Source organism: Nocardioides sp. (assembly GCF_030019515.1).
In the GTDB taxonomy this organism is placed as follows: Bacteria; Actinomycetota; Actinomycetes; order Propionibacteriales; family Nocardioidaceae; genus Nocardioides.
The window spans coordinates 1-16,797 of sequence record NZ_JASEEQ010000026.1 but is presented as its reverse complement, the minus strand read 5'-3'; the positions used below and the strand labels follow the sequence as shown (position 1 = coordinate 16,797).

Below are 16,797 nucleotides of genomic sequence, written 5' to 3'. Positions count from 1 at the left end.
TTGTCGCCGGGGCCACTCACCGCGACGATGAACCGCTTCGCAGCCGTCCATGCACCGATCAATCGGCGTCCAACTGGTCGACCGGCCCAGCGAGGCGGCCTGTGTGCGCCTGACCCCAATTGCGTTGCACCGCCCACGTTCGGGCCCCGCGCGACGCAGACCACGATCATAGCTTCTCTGACCGCTTAATGGCTTGGTCCCGGAGACGGGCATAACCAGATGCGACGGTCGAACCGTGCTGGTTGTTAGTGACGAGATCGACACCGACGAACAACGAGTCCTCCGCGCGCTGCACTGACGAAACCATCGCCGTGACCTGCAACGTGTCGCCGGGCGCCACGGTGCCAAGGAACCGGGTGCCGCAGGCGACGAGATCGGCATGGGTTACGGCTTCGGTGACCGCCCGGATCGAGAGTGCCATGATTAGCTGCCCGTGCGCAATCACCGCGGGATAACCCGCGACTTTGGTAGCCCAAACCTCGTCCGTGTGCAACGGGTTGAAATCCCCCGAGGCCCCTGCGTACATCACGATTTGGGTTCGACTCAGGTCATTAACCACAACGCTGGACCAGCTGTCGCCGACCTCCACTTCGGTGAGTTTGGGCATAAGAATTCAGCCACCAACTTCTGTGAGGACGCCCACACTTCTGGCGATGACGGCCAATTCGCCACGCTGGTTGATAAAAGAGGTAATCTCTTCCTCGAAACGCAGCACGCGGCCATCCCGAGCCTGCTTTTCCCAGCGCTCTCCCGGCTCGGTGCTCACAGTAAGCACGTCGCCTGCCCTCACAGGCACGTGGTACTCGTAGTGCTGCTCTGCATGCAAACGCTTCCCGGAGCCGGCGTGCGGCGGAGGACCACCGGCTGTCGAGGCGGAGCCGTGCCACGGGCCCCCAGGCTGCGGCCGATAGCGCCAGCGTGGATCGAATTGGACGCAACTAGCGACGAAGGTCGGGAGGGCGACTTGGCGCGGTAGTACCGAATCCGTCAAGGCGCCCGGGGGCCATTCGATGCTCTGGTCGCCGACCGAGCGAGCGAACAGAAGAATGGCTGCAAAATCGACCGGGAACAGGTAACTCTCTGAGTCGTCGGCAAACTGAGGCATCAGGAACCTACCAGCGAAAATTTCATCGTGTTGCAGTAACGAATTCGAACGTCAACGTCCGGAGGGGGCCACGATCGCTCCTCAATGCTCATGGCCAGCCCGCTCGCCCCGGCGACGGAATGTCCACATTTGAGTTGCTCGTTCCACCGCAAGGCCAGCTTCCCACGACAGTGCCGGTGGACCGGCTTCCAGCCGGAACGTGGCGGCGGTCGCCCGGGCCAGATCAGGATCCGCAGCAACAACCTTGGCCAACTCGATCGCCCGGGACTCGACCTCCGCGTCGTCCACCGCCTCCCAGGCCAGCCCGACGCGGACGGCGTCCTCCCCATTGATCGTCTGGCTGAAAAGCCCCATAGCAGCCGACGCTTCGCGACCGGCCACGCGGTTCATCAGGGCGAAGTGCCCGCCCCCCGGATGGACTCCGATCCGAAGGAACCCAGACATCAGCCGAGCATCGAGCGCGACGATGCGCAGGTCGGCTGCTAGGGCCAGATTCATGCCAGCGCCGACGGCCGCCCCGCGGATCGCGGCGACCGTGGGGGCTTTCAGCTGGCCGAAACGAACGAACGCCTCGTAGACGACGCCGATGTCCCGAAAGGTCTCAGATCCCGCTGGATCGGATCCTGCGGCGGCGAGGGTCCCGAGGTCGGCGCCTGCACAGAATGATCCGCCGTCTCCTCGAATCACAACAGCACCAATCTCGGGATCGGCGTCGATCGACCCGAGCGCATCAATCAACTCTCGGGCCATCGCAGACGTCAGCGCGTTCCGCCGGTACCCCGCCATCAACGTTAGCGTCGCGACGTGATCGGAAACCGTGACTTGAATCTCAGACATGCGTTTGCTCCACTGTGGTTGGACGGGTTGAGATGGACACAATCCCCGAGACCAGATGCAGACGACTCCAAGGGACCCGCAATCTCGATCGCCGTCTTTGACCAGCCGACCGCCTCGGGCCGCCGTCCAAGAACTCGGTCTGATTAGGCATCAGATATTTGCGCCACCGTCACTGTTGAAAACCTGCCCGGTGAGGTAGTTGGAGGCATCGGACGCAAGGAAGACGAACGTCGGGGCCACCGTGTCCGGCTGACCGATCCAGCGCAGTGCCGACCGCTCGATTCGCTTCGCCCAAAAGGCTTCCTTCTCGGGTCCGTCCGGCAGATGTGCCGTGGCGCCCGCCGTCATGTCGGTGTGGGCCACCGGTGCCACCACATTCACGTTGATCGACAGCGGCCCCACTTCCTTGGCCAGGGTCTTGGTCAGCCCGACGATGCCGGCTTTTGCCGCGGAATAGTTCGACTGCCCCGGGTTCCCGCGCAGACCCGAAAGCGAGGTGACGTTGATGATCTTGCGGTGCAGGCGTTCTGCGGGGTCCGCGATCGCTTCCGCCTCCTGTTTCGCCTTGGGGCGCCAGTACCTGATGACCTCCCGACTGTTGCACCAGGTGCCGCGCAGGTGCACGTGAATGACCTGATCGAACTCCTCGAGGGTCATGTTGTGGATCATCCTGTCGCGGACGATTCCTGCGGAGTTGACCAGCACATGCAGGTCACCGAAGTTGTCCAGCGCCGTGGAGAGAAGGGCTGCGGCCGAAGCCTCGTCGCCGATGCTGGCAACGCAAGCCGCGGCTTTCCCCCCGGCACCTTGGATGTCCTTGACGACTGCATACGCCCGGGCTTCGTCGGTGTCATTGACCACAACGCTTGCCCCTTCGGCCGCCATCGCGATGGCGGCGGCCGCCCCGATGCCGCCTCCGGCACCTGTGAGGGCGACCGTACGGCCGTCGAGCGCCTTGGGCATCGTCTAGCCGACCATCGTGTAGCCGCCGGACACCGACAGCACCTGACCGGTGATGTGGCCGGCGGCGGTCTGCGACGACAAGAAGACGACGGCGTTGGCGATGTCCTTTGGCCGGCCGACCTTACGCAGAGGCAGGGTCTCCGCGACCTTCTGTAGTTGCTGGTCGTCCAACAGCGGATTCACCCAGAGACTGTTCTCGCTGAGTTCCTCGGAGGACTCCGGCACTGTGACGCCTGGGCACACGGTGTTGCAGCGGATGCCGTACCGCCCATTCTCCTTAGCGACGGTCTTCATGAAACTGTTGACCGCAGCCTTCGTTCCCCCGTACACAGCTTCGCGTGGTTCACCCATCCGACTGGCGTCGGAACTGATGGAGACGATGCTGCCTCCACCGTGCTCGGCCATATACTGGAGGGCCAGGTGTGAAGTGTTCAGCACCGAAACATAGTTGATGCTGATGACCTTCTGCCAAAAGTCGGGCGTGGTCTTAGTGAAGTACATCATGTCGTCCCAGCCGACGTTATTGACCAGCGCGTCGAGCGTCCCGAAAGCAGACGTTGCCGACTGCATTAAGGCCTGAACCTCGTCGTACTGGGTAACGTCGGTCCGCACGACATTGACGTCGGCGGCGCCGGCCGCCACCGCGGCGTCGGCGACTCGCTTGCCAGCCTCAACATCGAGATCGGCGAGCGTAATCTTCGCCCCCTCGGCGGCAAAGCGAAGGACGATGCTGCGGCCGATATTAGACGCGCCGCCGGTGACGATGACGGACTTGCCTGCAAGCTCCAGATCCATGCGATGTACCTTTCAACTGTTGAGCCATTGTTGTTGGCGCCGATGCCCGCTCGATCCGCGGCCGATCCTGCAAATTTCGCCGACCGGTCAGCCTTCCCGACCGATGAACTTCGCTTCGCGCTTATTCAAGAACGCGTCTATCCCCTCCCGGGTATCGGCGTTGGCAAAAAGCATCGCGCAGGCGTCGATGCCGAAGTACTTCTCCATACCGCCGAGTTCGCGGTTCATGATGCGCTTGGTGAGAGCGACAGCGATCGGCGAGCCCTTGGCGAGCTCCTGGGCAAGCGCGCGCGTCCGGGCGTGAACGTCGGCGTCGTCAACAACTTCGGTGACGATGCCCCAGTCAAGCGCCTCCTCGGCCGACAGGAACCCGCCGCCCATGCCCGCCTGGCGCGCCCGGCGCAGCCCAGAAATCTGGGGCAGGCGGCAGACTGCGAAGGCAGCAACGAGACCTACCTTCACCTCGGGGATCGCAAATCTCGCTTTCTCGCGACCGGCGACGACGAAGTCGCTCGCGAGGCACAACTCGAATCCGCCGCCTGTCGCCGGCCCATGCACGGCGGACACCACAGGGACGGGTAGACATTCCAGGGCGCAGAAGAGGTCCCACACTTCCGTCAGGAAGTCCATCCCGGCGAGGTGGTCGTGAGGCATGTCAGCCAGGTCTCCGCCGGCACAGAAGGCAGGCCCTTCTCCTTCTAGGACAAGTACGCGGATGCCCTTGTCCTTGCGGACCCGGGTGATCGCATCCCACAGGCCAGCCCGGACTGCCCTGCTGAGAGGATTGCGGCGATGGCCATCGCACAGCCGGGTAGTGAGGACAGGACCGTCCTGCCAAATTTCGACGCTCATGGTTGGTATTCGTCCTCCTGTGAGAGCTGTGTGGGAGTCGCGGACCCTGATCCGGGAGAGCCTCCGGGTTGCTTGTCGTCGCCCTCGCCGATCTCTTCGATCGGCGTGTCAGGCGGGGCTGGAACGGAGGTCAGCAAAGGCCACACGCCGGCACCACCGGCCTCCGCGACGCTGCGGCCCAGGGTGATCGCCCATTCACTGTCCCGGCCGTACTCGTCGCGCCAGGACCACATGCTCAGCGTGGCCAAGTGGAGCGGATGCTCGTCGGTCATGCCTAGCGCTCCGTGCACCTGATGGGCAATGGCGCTGGCCCGGCTCGCCGCCGAGCCGATTCGGGTCTTCGCGGCCGCGACTGAGATCTCGACATCCCGCCCCGTCAGCATGGCTTCGACCGCCGTGTCCAGAGCAGCTGCCGCCGCCGCCACTTCGCCCGACTGCTCGGCCACCAGGCCCTGGATCGCCTGGAACTTCCCCAGCGGCCTGCCGAACTGCACCCGTTCGCGCGCGTATCGCAGCGTTAGGTCCAACGCACGCTCGGCAGCACCTACCATGGCCGCTCCGCGCGCCAGCGCGCCACGGAGGTGGGCGGTCTCCAACACGTGAGAGGGCACACGGGCCAGGTCCTGGTGTTGTACCGGCAGGTAGACACATGACACCCCGTCCCGCGGCTCACCCGCCAAGTTCTGACCGGGTGTCAGCTCCAAATCAGCAGCCGGGAGCGACGCAACCCACAAGTCGCCGAACTCGTCGCGGGCAGACACCACGACCCGCGCGGCCGTGGTCGCGTAGGGCACACGCGATGCACTACCACTGATGACGCGCTCAGCTCCGAGCCCGATCAGCGAGAACGTAGGGTCCCCGGCCAGGGAGACGGTGAGCTGGCCCGAAGGAATCGAAAGTCCCGCCTCCGCGAGCACCCATCCGGCCAAGATCGCCGTCTCGGCGACCGGCACACGAGCAAAGTGCCTACCGGTCAACCGGACCACCGTCGTGATCTCCGCGATGGACCCGCCCTGGCCGCCTGCCTCCTCCGGCACGCCGACCAGCGACAGCCCGGTGTCCTCCAGCTGACGCCAGACATTGGCGTGCCATTCACTGACCTCGAGCTCATTCCCTAACGGGCGAGAGGCGAGGAGCGCTGTCACCAGGGAGATCAGGGAAGACTCGTCGGTCATCGCATGCCCATCCCTCGCGCCACGATCCCCCGCAGGATCTCGACCGCTCCACCCCGCAGCGTGAAGCCTGGGGATGCCGTGAGCGCCTCGGCGTACAGCCGGGCGTAGGTGTCGTCGGAGCCGAGCTCCCCGGCGGTCGGTAGGAGCCGACGAGCGAGCTCGGGAATCTGCTGATCGACGCGGCTGCCGATATCCTTCACCATCGCCGCTTCGACGGGCGGGGCGGTCCCCGCGTCCAGCGCCGTAGCTACCGCCATGGACAACCGACGCAACGCCATCAGATCCGAGGCCAAGCGCCCGAGGATCTCCGCAGTGCGATCGTCGACGTCCGGACCGACCCGCCGCACCACTTCCGCGACCAGGGGGAACGCGGCAAGAAATCGCTCGGGACCGCTGCGCTCGAAGGCGAGTTCGCCCGTCACCTGGCTCCACCCGGAGCCCGGCGCACCGAGGATCATCTCGGCAGGCGCGTAAACCTCATCCAGAATGACCTCGTTGAAGTGGTGCTCCCCGCTCAACATCCTGATCGGCCGGACCGTCAGTCCGGGCGCGTCGAGCGGCACGATGATCTGGCTGATCCCCTCGTGCAGGTCCTCGCCGCGCGGGGAGGTACGGCACAAGATGATGATGTAGTGGTTGTGGTGCGCGTGACTGGTCCACACCTTCTGGCCCGTGATGGCCCAGCCGTCACCGGAGGGCACTGCTTTCGTGCGGATGGAGGCGAGGTCGGATCCCGAGTCCGGCTCACTCATGCCCGCAGAGAAATAGCACTCACCGGAGGCAATCGCCGGCAGGAAGCGCCTCTTGATCGCCTCCGACCCATGCCGGAGAAGACCAGGCCCGATCTGACGGTCCGACACCCAGTGTGCCGCCACAGGTGCACCCGCGGCCAACAACTCCTCGGTGAGGATGTACCGGTCGACCTGGGATGCCCCCTGGCCGCCGTATTCCCGCGGCCACGTCATACCGATCCAGCCCTGCTGGCCGAGTTTCTTGCTGAACACCGGGTCGTGCCCCGACAGCCAGGAGTCGCACGTCGGCTGGAAGGTACCAGCGCTGAGCTCGGAGTCGAGGAATTCGCGAACGGCGGTCCTCAACTGAAGGTGCCGCTCGTCGAGCTCAGGGCGAGGGAAGTTCAATAGCCGCACCATCAGGCGCGTCCCTGCCGTCGAGGTTCGCGCCCGTAGATGTTGACCGAGACGATCGTGCCGATCCCGCCGAGGTTGTGTGTGAGTCCGATATCTGCATTCTCGACTTGGCGCGCACCGGCTTCGCCGCGAAGCTGTTCCCATGCCTCGACGACCTGAGCCACACCGGTTGCGCCCACCGGGTGGCCTTTCGCCTTGAGTCCTCCGCTGGTGTTGCACGCGATCTGGCCACCGATGTACGGGCCGCCGCTGGCCCGCCAGGCGCCCGCCTTGCCCTTCTCGCAGAAACCGAGGTCCTCATAGGTGATGAGCTCTGTGATCGTGAAGCAGTCGTGCAGTTCCGCGAAGTCGATGTCCTGCGGTTTGATCCCCGCCATGCTGTAGGCCTGTTGCGCCGCAGAGGCGGTCGCGGGGAACTCGGTGTAGCTGGACTTCCAGCCGGAGAACATCGGATCGGTCGCAAGGCCGGTCCCCCACAAGTAGATCGGCCGGTCCGTGAAACTGGCGGCGATGCGCTCGTGGGTCAAAATCACCGCGGCGGCGCCATCCGTGGTTGGACACGCATCGAGCAGGGTCAGCGGCCACGAGATGGGGGCGCTATTCAGAACCTGTTCCAAGCTGACGTCGAACTTAAAGTGCGAGTGTGGGTTGTGCTTGCCGTTCGCGTGATTCTTCACGGCGATCTCGGCGAAGTCCTCGCGCCGGGTGCCATACTTCTCCATGTGCGCCGTGGCGAACTGGCCGAAACGGTTGGGTGCCGTGGTCCCTCGGGGATGTGACCACTCATGGAATACCGTCGCGGTCTGCGACACCAACGACTGGCGGGAAGGGATGTCACGCATCTTCTCGGCACCCACCACTAAGACCACGTCGTAGATACCGGCGGCGATGGCGAAGGCGGCATTGCGGATAGCGTCGCTTCCGGTGCAGCACGCGTTCTCGACCCGGGTGACCGGGCGCGGGAAGAAGCGCAGCGGATCCGCGAGGAGCGCACCGGTGGTGACGTTTCGCCGGATGAACTCGCCGAAACACGTCCCGAGCCACGCCGCTTCCAGCTGGGAGTCATCTATGCCCTTATCGACGCTCGAGAGGGCGCGGCGATAGGCCCCTACGACCATCTCGTCGTAGGAGACGTCGAACAACTCGCCGAAATCGATCATTCCGGCGCCTACAACAGCGACCGGCAGTCCTTGGCCTGTCATGAGCTAGACTCCCTCAGTCCGAACTTGTACCCGTAGCGCACCATTCCGTGTTCGACACCGGCGCGCCGGAAGATCAGGCGCACTTCGGAACCGATGCGGACGTCTTCTGCTGCCTCGCGCAACATCAGTGCCGTCACCTTGCCCCCGTAGCCGTCGGCACGTCCCCCCTCCATCTGGGCGACACACACCGCCACGGGAGCTTCCTCCGGGGAAATTGGGACGATGTGCTGCACGTTGTAGGTCAGGACAGTCCCGGTCCGCGGCAGAAGCACCTCGGTCAAGTCGGAGCCACGGCAATCGATGCAAATGGAGCGCGGCGGGTAGTTCAGCGATCCGCACGCCGAACACAAGGCTCCGGTCGGCGCGAGGAGGTGTCGCTCGTCACGCATCCAGCCCGGCGAGGCGGAATACGGCGACGCCGGCCCGCTCGTGTCGCTCGGGGCGAGCTTTCCCGTGGCCTTCAGGAAGGTCACATAGTCAATGAGAGCGCCGTCCGAAACGGCGGGCAGCACAGCCTGTCTCCGACTGAGGTCGGCCGCTTCGGGCACCGTGAACCGGATGGCACTGGCGCCAGCGCCCGAGCCCTCGAATCCGACGACCACCGAGGTCGGCGCCTCGCTCAGCGCTTCGGCCAACGCGACCAAGGAGTGCGCGTTGCCCGTGTCGCCGATTACTCCCGCCAAGGTTCGGGCCTGGGCCGAGACCCGCGGGTGCCCGGATTCTTTCGCGATGAGCCTTTCGAATTTCGCTGCGGTTCCCGGGAGCACGAACAGGTCTTCGGGCTCGAGGATGGACGCCGCGGACCGCACCAGGTTCGGCACGACCGAACCCTCGCGTTCCAGGCGCGGGTCGTCGTAGCGCTGGACGAACTTCGCGCCGGAACAACGCCAATGCGTGGTCGCCGTGGACAGGACACTGCCCGCAGCGCGCGCCTGGAGCAGACGGGCCTCGGCATCAACGACGGCGGCACCGGCCGCTCCCCCGAATCTGGTCTCCAGGGTGTCGCCCGGCGTTGCGGGAAGGAAGTCAGAGCCGATCACCAACACGCGGCGGACGCGGCCGTGCGCCACGGCGTCGAGCGCGGCGGTCAGAGCATCGCCGATCGAGCGGGTCGAGCCGCCGAAGTCCACGGTGCGCGCGCGGTCAGCGCCGAGACCGGCTCCCACCATCGCCGCCGAGGACTTCGTGGTGTAGGGCCCCGAGGCGCTGGCCAGGTAGATCTCGTCGACGTCATCGATGGAGATCCCAGCGTCGGCCAGCGCGCCGTCGGCCGCCTCGACGGCCATCGTGACCACGTCTTCGTCGCTGTCTGGGACAGCGACGGTCACGCCGCCGTCGGTCGAGACCCCTGGCCACGCCTTCTGCCATTGCTTGCTGGCGAGACGCAACCGTGGGACATACCAGCCCAGCCCGGAAAGGCCGGCCGATGAGCCCCAGCTCGTCGAGACGGTGTCTCGGCCACCGTTCACTGAACTCACTTACGCTCCTGATCACGCTTCTGGACGAGCTTGGCCAACTCGGCTTTCTGGATTTTGCCGCCCGCGCTCTCGGGGAAGGACTCGAGTATCTCCAGGAATTCGGGCCTCTTGAACTTGGCCACCTTCGCCGCGTCGAGCAACTGAATCATGTTCTCGAAGGTGAACGATCTGTTCGGATCCTTGAGTGTGACGCAGGCACACGCACGCTCACCCATCACGTCGTCTGGAACGCCGACCACCGCCACGGCAGCGACCTGATCGCTGTGCGAAAGTATCTCCTCGATTTCACCCGGGAAGATGTTCTGGCCCCCGCGGATGATCATGTCCTTGGTACGGCCGACGATGCGGATGAAGCCAGTCGAGTCGATGGAGCCGAGGTCTCCGGAGTGGTACCACCCGTTCTCGTCGAACACCTTCGTGGTGTTGGCCTCGTCGTTGCGGTACCCGAGGTAGCTTTGCGCTCCGCGCCAGAGAATCTCCCCGACCTGTCCAGGCGCCACCTGCTGGCCGACCGCATCGGTCAGGATCAACTCCATCCCCTCCGCGACCGTGCCCACCGAGCTGACCCGGGAGCCGGGATCAGCCAGATCGAGCGGCATCATCAGTGGAACGCCAGCGTCGGTCGTGCCATACATCGTGTGTACCTGACACCCGAACGCGGCCTCGATTTCTCGGGCCTTCACTTCGGCCAGCGGCGCGCCGCCATTGGTGATGAATCGCAGCGGCGTGAGGTCCACCGTCTTCGCCAGAGGCGAATCGAGCATCTGGACCAGTTGCGTCGGCACGGCGACCGCACAAGTCGCACCCTCCTGCTCCAGCAGGTTCAGCGCATTGTCGGCCAACCAGGGATCGAGGAGAATCGAGGTGGCGCCCAACATCAGGGGAGCGACCACGGGGAACACGTAACCCGTGGCGCCGGTGGCCGCGGGCGCCAGGCCGACCACGATGTCATCCGACGACATCCCACAGCGACGAACGTAGGCGCCCAACAAGAGGGCGATGTAACCGTTATCACTCATCTCGCTGATCTTGGGCATAGCGGTGGTACCCGAACTGATCATCGTGTGTCTGGCGGCGTCGCTGTCCAGTGGGACGGCTTCAAGCAGTTGGTCCACTTCGTCGGGGGGGATGTCCCTGCCCGGCACAAGGTCGAGGCCCTCGGCGCCGTGGACCAGTGGGACGATTTGCTCCAGGTCCTCCAGCCCAGACAATCCCTCGATCATCTTGTAATGCTCGAAGCCGTGACACTCGCGCACCCCGAATACGATCTTGGCCTGGGATGTCGCGAGCAGATGATGCACTTCGGTCTCGCGCCAGGCCTCGTGCATCGGGACGTAGACACCCTGGACGCGGCTGACTGCGATGTGCACCAGGGGGAGAAGCACGCTGTTCGGGGCCTGCACCGATACCGCGTCACCCGGCTTGACGCCAGCCTGGATGAGGAACGCGGCGAGAGCCTTGGACAGCGCTACGACCTCGGCGTAGCTTAGTCGGTGAAATTGGTCGGCGAGGGCCAACTTGTCCGGATTCCGCTGGGCGGCTTCGTCGACGTACTGGAAGAACGCTTTGTTTTGCCACATGCCGGCCGATTCAAAGGCGGCTCGTGCCTGCGGGGTGATCTCTCGAACTAGCATTGACTGCTCCGAATCCACCGTCAGGAGACGGCCTCTAGAAGGATGGCGTTGCGCATGCTTCCGCCCTTGCAAATGGTGACCAGGCCGCGCCGCGCCTGCCGGCGCCGTAGGGCATGAACAGGCGGGCATACGATCCGCTCGCACCTAGCGGACGGTCACTTCGTCGATGCCGCTGCGGGTCTACCCCGGCGGTCTCCACCGCGACCACGGACCACCTCGACCAGGAGATCAACCAGGGGCCACCAAGAAAAGAAGCTATTGCGCTTGCCGATCGGGGGCGGCGGGCCGCCAGAATGACGGCTTGCCGCGTGTGCGTCACAGCCCGACCTGGTGGGCGATGAGGTTCTTCTGGATTTGGGAGGTCCCTCCGAAAACCGTGCCGACGACCGCGTCGCGGAGGTAGTGCTGCATGTCGAACTCCATCATGTAGCCATAGCCGCCCATCATCTGCATCCCGTCGAGGGTCACTTCCTTCGCGGCTTCGCTGGTGTACAGCTTCACGATCGAGGCCTCTTGGCCGGTTGCTACGCCGGCGTCCACCTTCCGCCCGACCCGCAGCATCAACGACTCGCCGGCATAGACCTTCATGGCCATCTCAGCAATCGTGTGCTGTACCGCCTGGAACTTCCCCACCGGCTTGCCGAACTGCTCACGTTGGTTCACGTATGCGATCGTGTCGTCGAGAGCACGTCGCGCCAACCCGACGCTGTAGGCGCCCAAGATCAGCCGCTCGGTGTTCAACAGCGAGATCAAATGGCTGAAAGCTCCGCCCACCTTGCCAAAAACGTCCTCCGGCCCGACTTCGACGTTGTCAAAGAACACGGCGTTGGTGTCGACGTGCCCCAGGGTGGGAACGCGATTGTGAGTGATGCCGGGGCGGTCGGTCGGCACCAAGAACAGTGTCATCCCGGCATGACGGTCATCGGACTGGCCGCCGACCTTCGCGACTACAATCACCCACTGGGCGATGTTGATGTTCGTGCAGAACATCTTCTGTCCGTTGAGAACCCACCCGACCCCCCGTTCGGTGGCTCGGGTCCGCAGAGCGGAAACATCCGATCCAGCGTCGGGTTCGGTGATCGCGATCGACATGACGTCGCCGGCGACGACCGCCGGAAACAGGGTCTCCCGCTGTTGGTCGGACGCGAACTCAGCGACTGCGTGGACCAGGATCGAGGTCGTCAGGTGACCACCGACTGGAGCGCGACCATAAGAAAGCTCTTCGACGACCAGCAGCTCTTCGACGAACGTCCCCCCTTCTCCACCGAAGGACTCCGGGACGCCGATGCCCAGCCAGCCCTGATCAGCCATCTTGCGATAGAGCGCGTCAACGTGCGCGGTCTCACCGTTGTTGGTCATGGCCGCGATCTTGTCGCGTGGGGCCTCACGACGGCAGAAATCGCGAACCGTCGTCTTCAGCATGATCTGTTCGTCGCTTAGGTCCGCGTCGTACATCATTGACTCCTCGAGGAAGGTGCGACCTGCTGTATGCACGTCGCCCGGGTGGTCCGGACGGACCCGAGGGTTGCAAGACGATTGCTGCCTCCGCATGTGCCGTCCATCTGCTGACCGATCATGGTTCCCGCACCCTGGTCGCACCGATGGCTCCGTCCCTGGGCATAGAACCGGCAATAAGCGCAGGCGGCCATGAACGAGATCGCCACGCGACTGCCGGGGTCGACGGCCCCCGGCCCCGACCCCACGCCGGCGGACGCATGACCGCAGATCGTCGGGAAGGCACCGAGATGTCGCCCGTCGGCGCCAACTTGATCTGGACCTCGCGGAACCTTAGAGCCGTGGAGTTCGACTTCCGTCGCCTGGAACGGCTGAATTACGCCGCGTAGAACCACCGCGCTGGTTCTCATGTCCGCGCTTCCTTGTTGTCGTCGACACGGTGCTCCTGCGAGGGCATGCCGCCACCGGGGGGGATCGTCGGCGTTGGCCGGCTTGGCATCGGTGACTTCTCTGGTTGCGGCACGCGCGACGGTGCTCCGAGCCCTAGTTCCCGAGCGATGATGGAGCGTTGGATCTCGGAGGTGCCAGCGGTCACCGTGATGATCCGGGCCTCGCGCCAGAACCGCTGCATTTGGAACTCGAGCATGTAGCCGTAGCCGCCCATCAGCTGCATTCCCGTGTTGGTCGCGTTCTGCAATGCTTCCGAGGCGACGAGTTTCGCGACCGCTGCCTTGCGGAAGGTGTCGGTGGACTCCTGGTCCATGCTGCGCGCGGCGTCGTAGGTGAGGAGGCGAGCCGATTCCACCGCGCAGTGCATGTCCGCGATCTGATGGCTGACCGCCTGGAACGTGCCGATGGGTCGCCCGAACTGCTGCCGTTCGGTGACGTAGTCCGTGGTCATCTTCTGGACCTGTTGCGCGGCACCGACCATCGCCGCGCACGAGAAGAGCCGTTCTAGCTCGAGGCTGGAATGCAGCACCGACCACCCCTGGTCCAGCTCGCCGAGAACCTGGTCGGAGTCGACGTATACGTTATCGTAGAACACCTCGTAGGTACCGAGGATGTGCCGGCCTACGGTACGTAGCCGTCGGATCTCGACGCCTTGAGCATCGTTGGGCACGAGAATCACAGACATGTTTGACCGTTTCGGAGCCCCTGAATCCGTAACTGCAGTGACGTGTAGCACGGTGTTCGGGATGCCGGCGCCGGTGGTGAACATCTTCTGCCCGTTGAGGACGTACCCACTGCCCTTCGGGGTGGCCGTCAGCCGGATCGCGGCGGCGTCGCTGCCGGCGTCAGGTTCGGTCATCGAGATCGCGAAACGTGTCTCACCCGAGAAAACGCGTGGCAGGAAGTATCGCTTCTGCTCCTCGGAACCGTGCCGCTCGATGTTCATCGCCATGAATACCGTCAGCCCGAAGCCTGCCGCGATGTCCAGGCCGTGCCGGCCCAGCTCTTCCCCGATGATCGCCATCTCAACGGCACCGGCGCCGTCGCCGCCATAGACCGTCGAGAAGGGAAGCGCCATGTACCCGTGCTCGGCGAATCGCTGGAAGAACTCTGCTGGGTAGTACGCGTCATCGTCCCATTGCGCCACCACATCCAGGGGCGCATAGCGCTGGACGAAACCGCGCACCGCCTGGCGTAGCGACGCCTGATCAGGAGTTGGGGAAGTAGGCACGGCCCTGCCTCATCGCCATGGGGAGAAGTCGGGTGTCCGCTTGTTCAGGAAGGCTTCAGTACCTTCCTTCTGCTCTCCGCTCTGCCAGAACGAAGGATTGATGCGCTGCAAGAAGTCGATCTCGTCCTGTCGTGTCCGAACATCGTCGAAGTGGTTGTCGAAACTGGCTTTGACTATCTTGATCACCGAGGGACTCAGTGCCAGGATCTCGTCGCACCACTTGCGCACCTCGGCATCGAGCTGATCCATGGGCACCACGGCGTTGACGAGACCGAAGTCCAGAGCCTGCTCGGCGGTGTAACGCCGGCACAGCAGCCAGAACTCACGTGCCCGCTTGGCGCCGATGACGTCGATGAGGTAACTGACCAGCCAACCCTGCGCCGGACTCGCAACACGCGGACCGTTCTGCCCGAAGATCGCGTGGTCCGCGGCAATGCTCAGGTCACACATGTACGCCATGTGGTGGCCGCCGCCGATCGCATAACCATTGATACGCGCGATTGTGGGCTTATAGCAGGACCGGATCGCGGCGTAGAACGCCTTGATCTGGTCTTCGCCCTTCCGGCCCTCCAACCCCCCCTCGGCCTCCCAGTTGACGTCGCCGCCAGCGGAGAAGGAACGCTCACCGGCACCGGTCAGGACCGCCACTCCGACGTCCTTGTCCTCTTCAATGCGGTGGAAGGCGTCCGTCAACTCGGTAATGGTGGTCCCATCAAAGGCATTCAGTTGCTTCGGACGGTTAATAGTGACCGTCGCGACGCCGTCGTTGACTTCGTAGAGAATGTGAGTGTAATCCATCATAATGATCTGTTCCTCATAATCATTCTATGAGGCTAGCCCTCAGTCTCCGCGATGTCAACGTCACGTCAACGTCAACGTCAACAAGTGCACAGCAAGTTTCTGGCCAGCGGGGTGACACCTCCCGGCGTGTCCGGAGGCTCCCTTCGTTGGGAGGATCTGGAACATGGCAAGACCGAGCAAGTACCCGCAGGAGCTTCGGGAGCGCCCGGTGCGGATGGTCGCGGAGATCGCTCCGCAGCACGGGTCGCAGTGGGCTGCGATCACGGTGGTGGCCGACAAGCTCGGGGTCGGTGCCCCCCGAGACCGTGGGTTCGCCGGGCTGAGGTCGACGCCGGCAAGCGGCCGGGTGTGACGAGCGAGGAGGCCGAGGAGCTCAAGCGGCTCAAGCGCGAGAACGCCGAGCTGCGGCGGCGAACGAGATTTTGAAGGCAGCGGCGATTTATGTGGGTGATCGGTGTCAAGCGGGGTTGTTGTCGAGCTTGGTGAGTAGGGCGTCGTAGACGTCGCGGCGGCGGTCGTGGTCATGCTCGACGGCGTTGTCGCGTTGGGCCTGGATGGTGCCGCGGTGCTCGATGGTGGTGAAGAACATCGTGCAGGACTCGCAGATGGTCTCGTACTGGCACTCCAGTTCGCGTGGTCGGCCGCAGTAGCCGTTGCCAAGTAGGCGTTTGACGGTCTCGTTGCGTAGGGACCGCATGTTCGGTCCGGCGGCCTCGGCGGGCAGGGCTGCAGGTAGTGCGTGGGCTTCGTAGAGGGCTTCGACCTTCTCGGTGACGGCGAAGTACTCCTCAGCGACGGTCCGGTCGGCGATGCGGGCGTAGACCATGGTCATGGACAGGTCGTGGTGCCCGAGCAGCGCGGCGATCGCTTCGAGTGACATGCCGCGGTTGATGGCCTGGGTGGCGAGGGTGTGTCGCAGTTGGTGGGGGTGGACGTGGCCGATCCCGGCCGCGGTGGCGGCTTTCTGGACAGCTTTGTCGACCCGGGTCGGTGGGATCGGACGGCCGCGGTCGGTCAGCAGCAGGGTGGTGGCCTGCCAGCCTGGACGGGCGGCGACCCAGTCGTCGAGCAGGTCCTTGAGCTGTGGGTGCAGCGGGATGTATCGGTCGGTATGGAGCTTTCCGACCGGGGTGCGTAGCCAGTAGCCGGTGCCGATCTGGACGACGGCGTCGATGGTCAGGCCGAGTAGTTCGCCGCGGCGCATCCCGGTGCGGGCAAGGGCGATGACCATGAGCCGGTCGAGCGGGTCGGGCAGGTTCCGGGCAGCGGTCATGAACGCGACGGCTTGGGCGTCGTCGAGGAACTTCGGTAGCGGCTTGTCGAGTCGGGGCCGGTCGCTGGCATAGACCGGGATCCGGGCTGGGACGTCGTCGTAGTCCCATTCGGTGATCCGAGTGAAGAAGGTGTGCAGGTGCCCGACCCGCATCCCCAGTGTGGTCTTCGACAGCGGCTTGCCGTGGTGGCCGGGGCGGGTGGCTAGGTCGCGCTTGTAGGCCTCGATGTGCTCACGGGTGATGTCTGCGACCCGGACCACCGGCGGGTCCGCGGTGGTGAGCATCGTGGCGAACTGACGGAAGGTGGTGTCGAAGCAGGCCACGGACGAGGGGCGCAGGCTAAGCCTCGATCCACCGATGAACTGGGCCTGGTGAGCGCGTCGTGAAGTGAGAATGC

Annotated in this window: 16 protein-coding genes and 1 pseudogene; 1 reads left to right on the top strand and 16 read right to left on the bottom strand. The window is 64.6% G+C overall.

All coding sequences use genetic code 11. From position 1 onward, the window contains the following. Positions 1-166: 166 nt before the first annotated feature. The 15 genes from QMC84_RS21905 to QMC84_RS21840 all read right to left on the bottom strand — a co-directional run bounded on the left by QMC84_RS21905 (position 167) and on the right by QMC84_RS21840 (position 15,126). On the bottom strand, positions 167-607 hold the full coding sequence (locus tag QMC84_RS21905; RefSeq protein ID WP_300378703.1) for a MaoC/PaaZ C-terminal domain-containing protein: 441 nt from the start codon (positions 605-607) through the stop codon (positions 167-169). A 6-nt stretch (positions 608-613) separates the two neighbouring features. Beyond that, positions 614-1,105 carry a MaoC family dehydratase N-terminal domain-containing protein gene (locus QMC84_RS21900; RefSeq protein WP_300378701.1) on the bottom strand — a complete coding sequence of 164 codons (492 nt, stop codon included), beginning with the start codon at positions 1,103-1,105 and terminating at the stop codon, positions 614-616. Positions 1,106-1,186: 81 nt separating this feature from the next. Beyond that, positions 1,187-1,942, bottom strand: coding sequence for an enoyl-CoA hydratase-related protein (locus tag QMC84_RS21895; protein ID WP_300378699.1), 756 nt, complete (start codon positions 1,940-1,942; stop codon positions 1,187-1,189). Between the two features lie 150 nt (positions 1,943-2,092). Further along, positions 2,093-2,905 carry an SDR family oxidoreductase gene (locus tag QMC84_RS21890; protein ID WP_300378697.1) on the bottom strand — a complete coding sequence of 271 codons (813 nt, stop codon included), beginning with the start codon at positions 2,903-2,905 and terminating at the stop codon, positions 2,093-2,095. Between the two features lie 3 nt (positions 2,906-2,908). Further along, positions 2,909-3,700 carry an SDR family oxidoreductase gene (locus QMC84_RS21885; RefSeq protein WP_300378695.1) on the bottom strand — a complete coding sequence of 264 codons (792 nt, stop codon included), beginning with the start codon at positions 3,698-3,700 and terminating at the stop codon, positions 2,909-2,911. Between the two features lie 87 nt (positions 3,701-3,787). Continuing rightward, the gene (locus QMC84_RS21880; protein ID WP_300378693.1) at positions 3,788-4,552 is read right to left on the bottom strand and encodes an enoyl-CoA hydratase/isomerase family protein; all 765 of its coding nucleotides are present in this window, start codon (positions 4,550-4,552) and stop codon (positions 3,788-3,790) included. Further along, positions 4,549-5,727, bottom strand: a complete 1,179-nt coding sequence (locus tag QMC84_RS21875; protein ID WP_300378691.1) for an acyl-CoA dehydrogenase family protein — start codon at positions 5,725-5,727, stop codon at positions 4,549-4,551. The genes QMC84_RS21880 and QMC84_RS21875 overlap by 4 nt, the downstream gene beginning before the upstream one ends. Next, the gene (locus tag QMC84_RS21870; RefSeq protein ID WP_300378689.1) at positions 5,724-6,878 is read right to left on the bottom strand and encodes an acyl-CoA dehydrogenase family protein; all 1,155 of its coding nucleotides are present in this window, start codon (positions 6,876-6,878) and stop codon (positions 5,724-5,726) included. Before QMC84_RS21870 ends, QMC84_RS21875 begins: the two co-directional genes overlap by 4 nt. Beyond that, positions 6,878-8,077, bottom strand: coding sequence for a thiolase family protein (locus QMC84_RS21865; protein ID WP_300378687.1), 1,200 nt, complete (start codon positions 8,075-8,077; stop codon positions 6,878-6,880). Before QMC84_RS21865 ends, QMC84_RS21870 begins: the two co-directional genes overlap by 1 nt. Then, entirely contained in the window at positions 8,074-9,555 is a 1,482-nt protein-coding gene (locus QMC84_RS21860; RefSeq protein WP_300378685.1) for a zinc ribbon domain-containing protein, read from the bottom strand. Before QMC84_RS21860 ends, QMC84_RS21865 begins: the two co-directional genes overlap by 4 nt. Beyond that, positions 9,552-11,207 carry an AMP-binding protein gene (locus QMC84_RS21855; protein WP_300378683.1) on the bottom strand — a complete coding sequence of 552 codons (1,656 nt, stop codon included), beginning with the start codon at positions 11,205-11,207 and terminating at the stop codon, positions 9,552-9,554. Before QMC84_RS21855 ends, QMC84_RS21860 begins: the two co-directional genes overlap by 4 nt. Before the next feature lie 297 nt (positions 11,208-11,504). After that, on the bottom strand, positions 11,505-12,644 hold the full coding sequence (locus tag QMC84_RS21850; RefSeq protein WP_300378682.1) for an acyl-CoA dehydrogenase family protein: 1,140 nt from the start codon (positions 12,642-12,644) through the stop codon (positions 11,505-11,507). Beyond that, positions 12,644-13,054, bottom strand: a complete 411-nt coding sequence (locus tag QMC84_RS22460; RefSeq protein ID WP_366145770.1) for an alcohol dehydrogenase catalytic domain-containing protein — start codon at positions 13,052-13,054, stop codon at positions 12,644-12,646. The genes QMC84_RS21850 and QMC84_RS22460 overlap by 1 nt, the downstream gene beginning before the upstream one ends. Next, positions 13,051-14,325 carry an acyl-CoA dehydrogenase family protein gene (locus tag QMC84_RS21845; protein WP_300378680.1) on the bottom strand — a complete coding sequence of 425 codons (1,275 nt, stop codon included), beginning with the start codon at positions 14,323-14,325 and terminating at the stop codon, positions 13,051-13,053. Before QMC84_RS21845 ends, QMC84_RS22460 begins: the two co-directional genes overlap by 4 nt. A gap of 9 nt (positions 14,326-14,334) precedes the next feature. Then, complete coding sequence (locus QMC84_RS21840; RefSeq protein ID WP_300378678.1) at positions 14,335-15,126, bottom strand: enoyl-CoA hydratase-related protein; 792 nt, start codon at positions 15,124-15,126, stop codon at positions 14,335-14,337. 163 nt (positions 15,127-15,289) lie between these two features. On the opposite strand from QMC84_RS21840, the pseudogene QMC84_RS21835 reads away from it, so the two are divergent. Then, a pseudogene (locus QMC84_RS21835) lies at positions 15,290-15,572 on the top strand (IS3 family transposase); the annotation flags it as partial. An 11-nt stretch (positions 15,573-15,583) separates the two neighbouring features. Here QMC84_RS21835 and QMC84_RS21830 read toward each other — a convergent pair. Beyond that, a partial coding sequence (locus QMC84_RS21830) for a site-specific integrase (protein ID WP_300378675.1) occupies positions 15,584-16,797 on the bottom strand: 1,214 nt, incomplete at its 5' end.

Coding starts and splice junctions, on each gene's coding strand:
- QMC84_RS22460 (WP_366145770.1), bottom strand. CDS start 13,054: ATGAGAACCAGCGCGGTGGTTCTACGCGGCGTAATTCAGCCGTTCCAG.
- QMC84_RS21850 (WP_300378682.1), bottom strand. CDS start 12,644: ATGTACGACGCGGACCTAAGCGACGAACAGATCATGCTGAAGACGACG.
- QMC84_RS21905 (WP_300378703.1), bottom strand. CDS start 607: ATGCCCAAACTCACCGAAGTGGAGGTCGGCGACAGCTGGTCCAGCGTT.
- QMC84_RS21865 (WP_300378687.1), bottom strand. CDS start 8,077: ATGACAGGCCAAGGACTGCCGGTCGCTGTTGTAGGCGCCGGAATGATC.
- QMC84_RS21875 (WP_300378691.1), bottom strand. CDS start 5,727: ATGACCGACGAGTCTTCCCTGATCTCCCTGGTGACAGCGCTCCTCGCC.
- QMC84_RS21900 (WP_300378701.1), bottom strand. CDS start 1,105: ATGCCTCAGTTTGCCGACGACTCAGAGAGTTACCTGTTCCCGGTCGAT.
- QMC84_RS21890 (WP_300378697.1), bottom strand. CDS start 2,905: ATGCCCAAGGCGCTCGACGGCCGTACGGTCGCCCTCACAGGTGCCGGA.
- QMC84_RS21895 (WP_300378699.1), bottom strand. CDS start 1,942: ATGTCTGAGATTCAAGTCACGGTTTCCGATCACGTCGCGACGCTAACG.
- QMC84_RS21885 (WP_300378695.1), bottom strand. CDS start 3,700: ATGGATCTGGAGCTTGCAGGCAAGTCCGTCATCGTCACCGGCGGCGCG.
- QMC84_RS21840 (WP_300378678.1), bottom strand. CDS start 15,126: ATGATGGATTACACTCACATTCTCTACGAAGTCAACGACGGCGTCGCG.
- QMC84_RS21870 (WP_300378689.1), bottom strand. CDS start 6,878: ATGGTGCGGCTATTGAACTTCCCTCGCCCTGAGCTCGACGAGCGGCAC.
- QMC84_RS21880 (WP_300378693.1), bottom strand. CDS start 4,552: ATGAGCGTCGAAATTTGGCAGGACGGTCCTGTCCTCACTACCCGGCTG.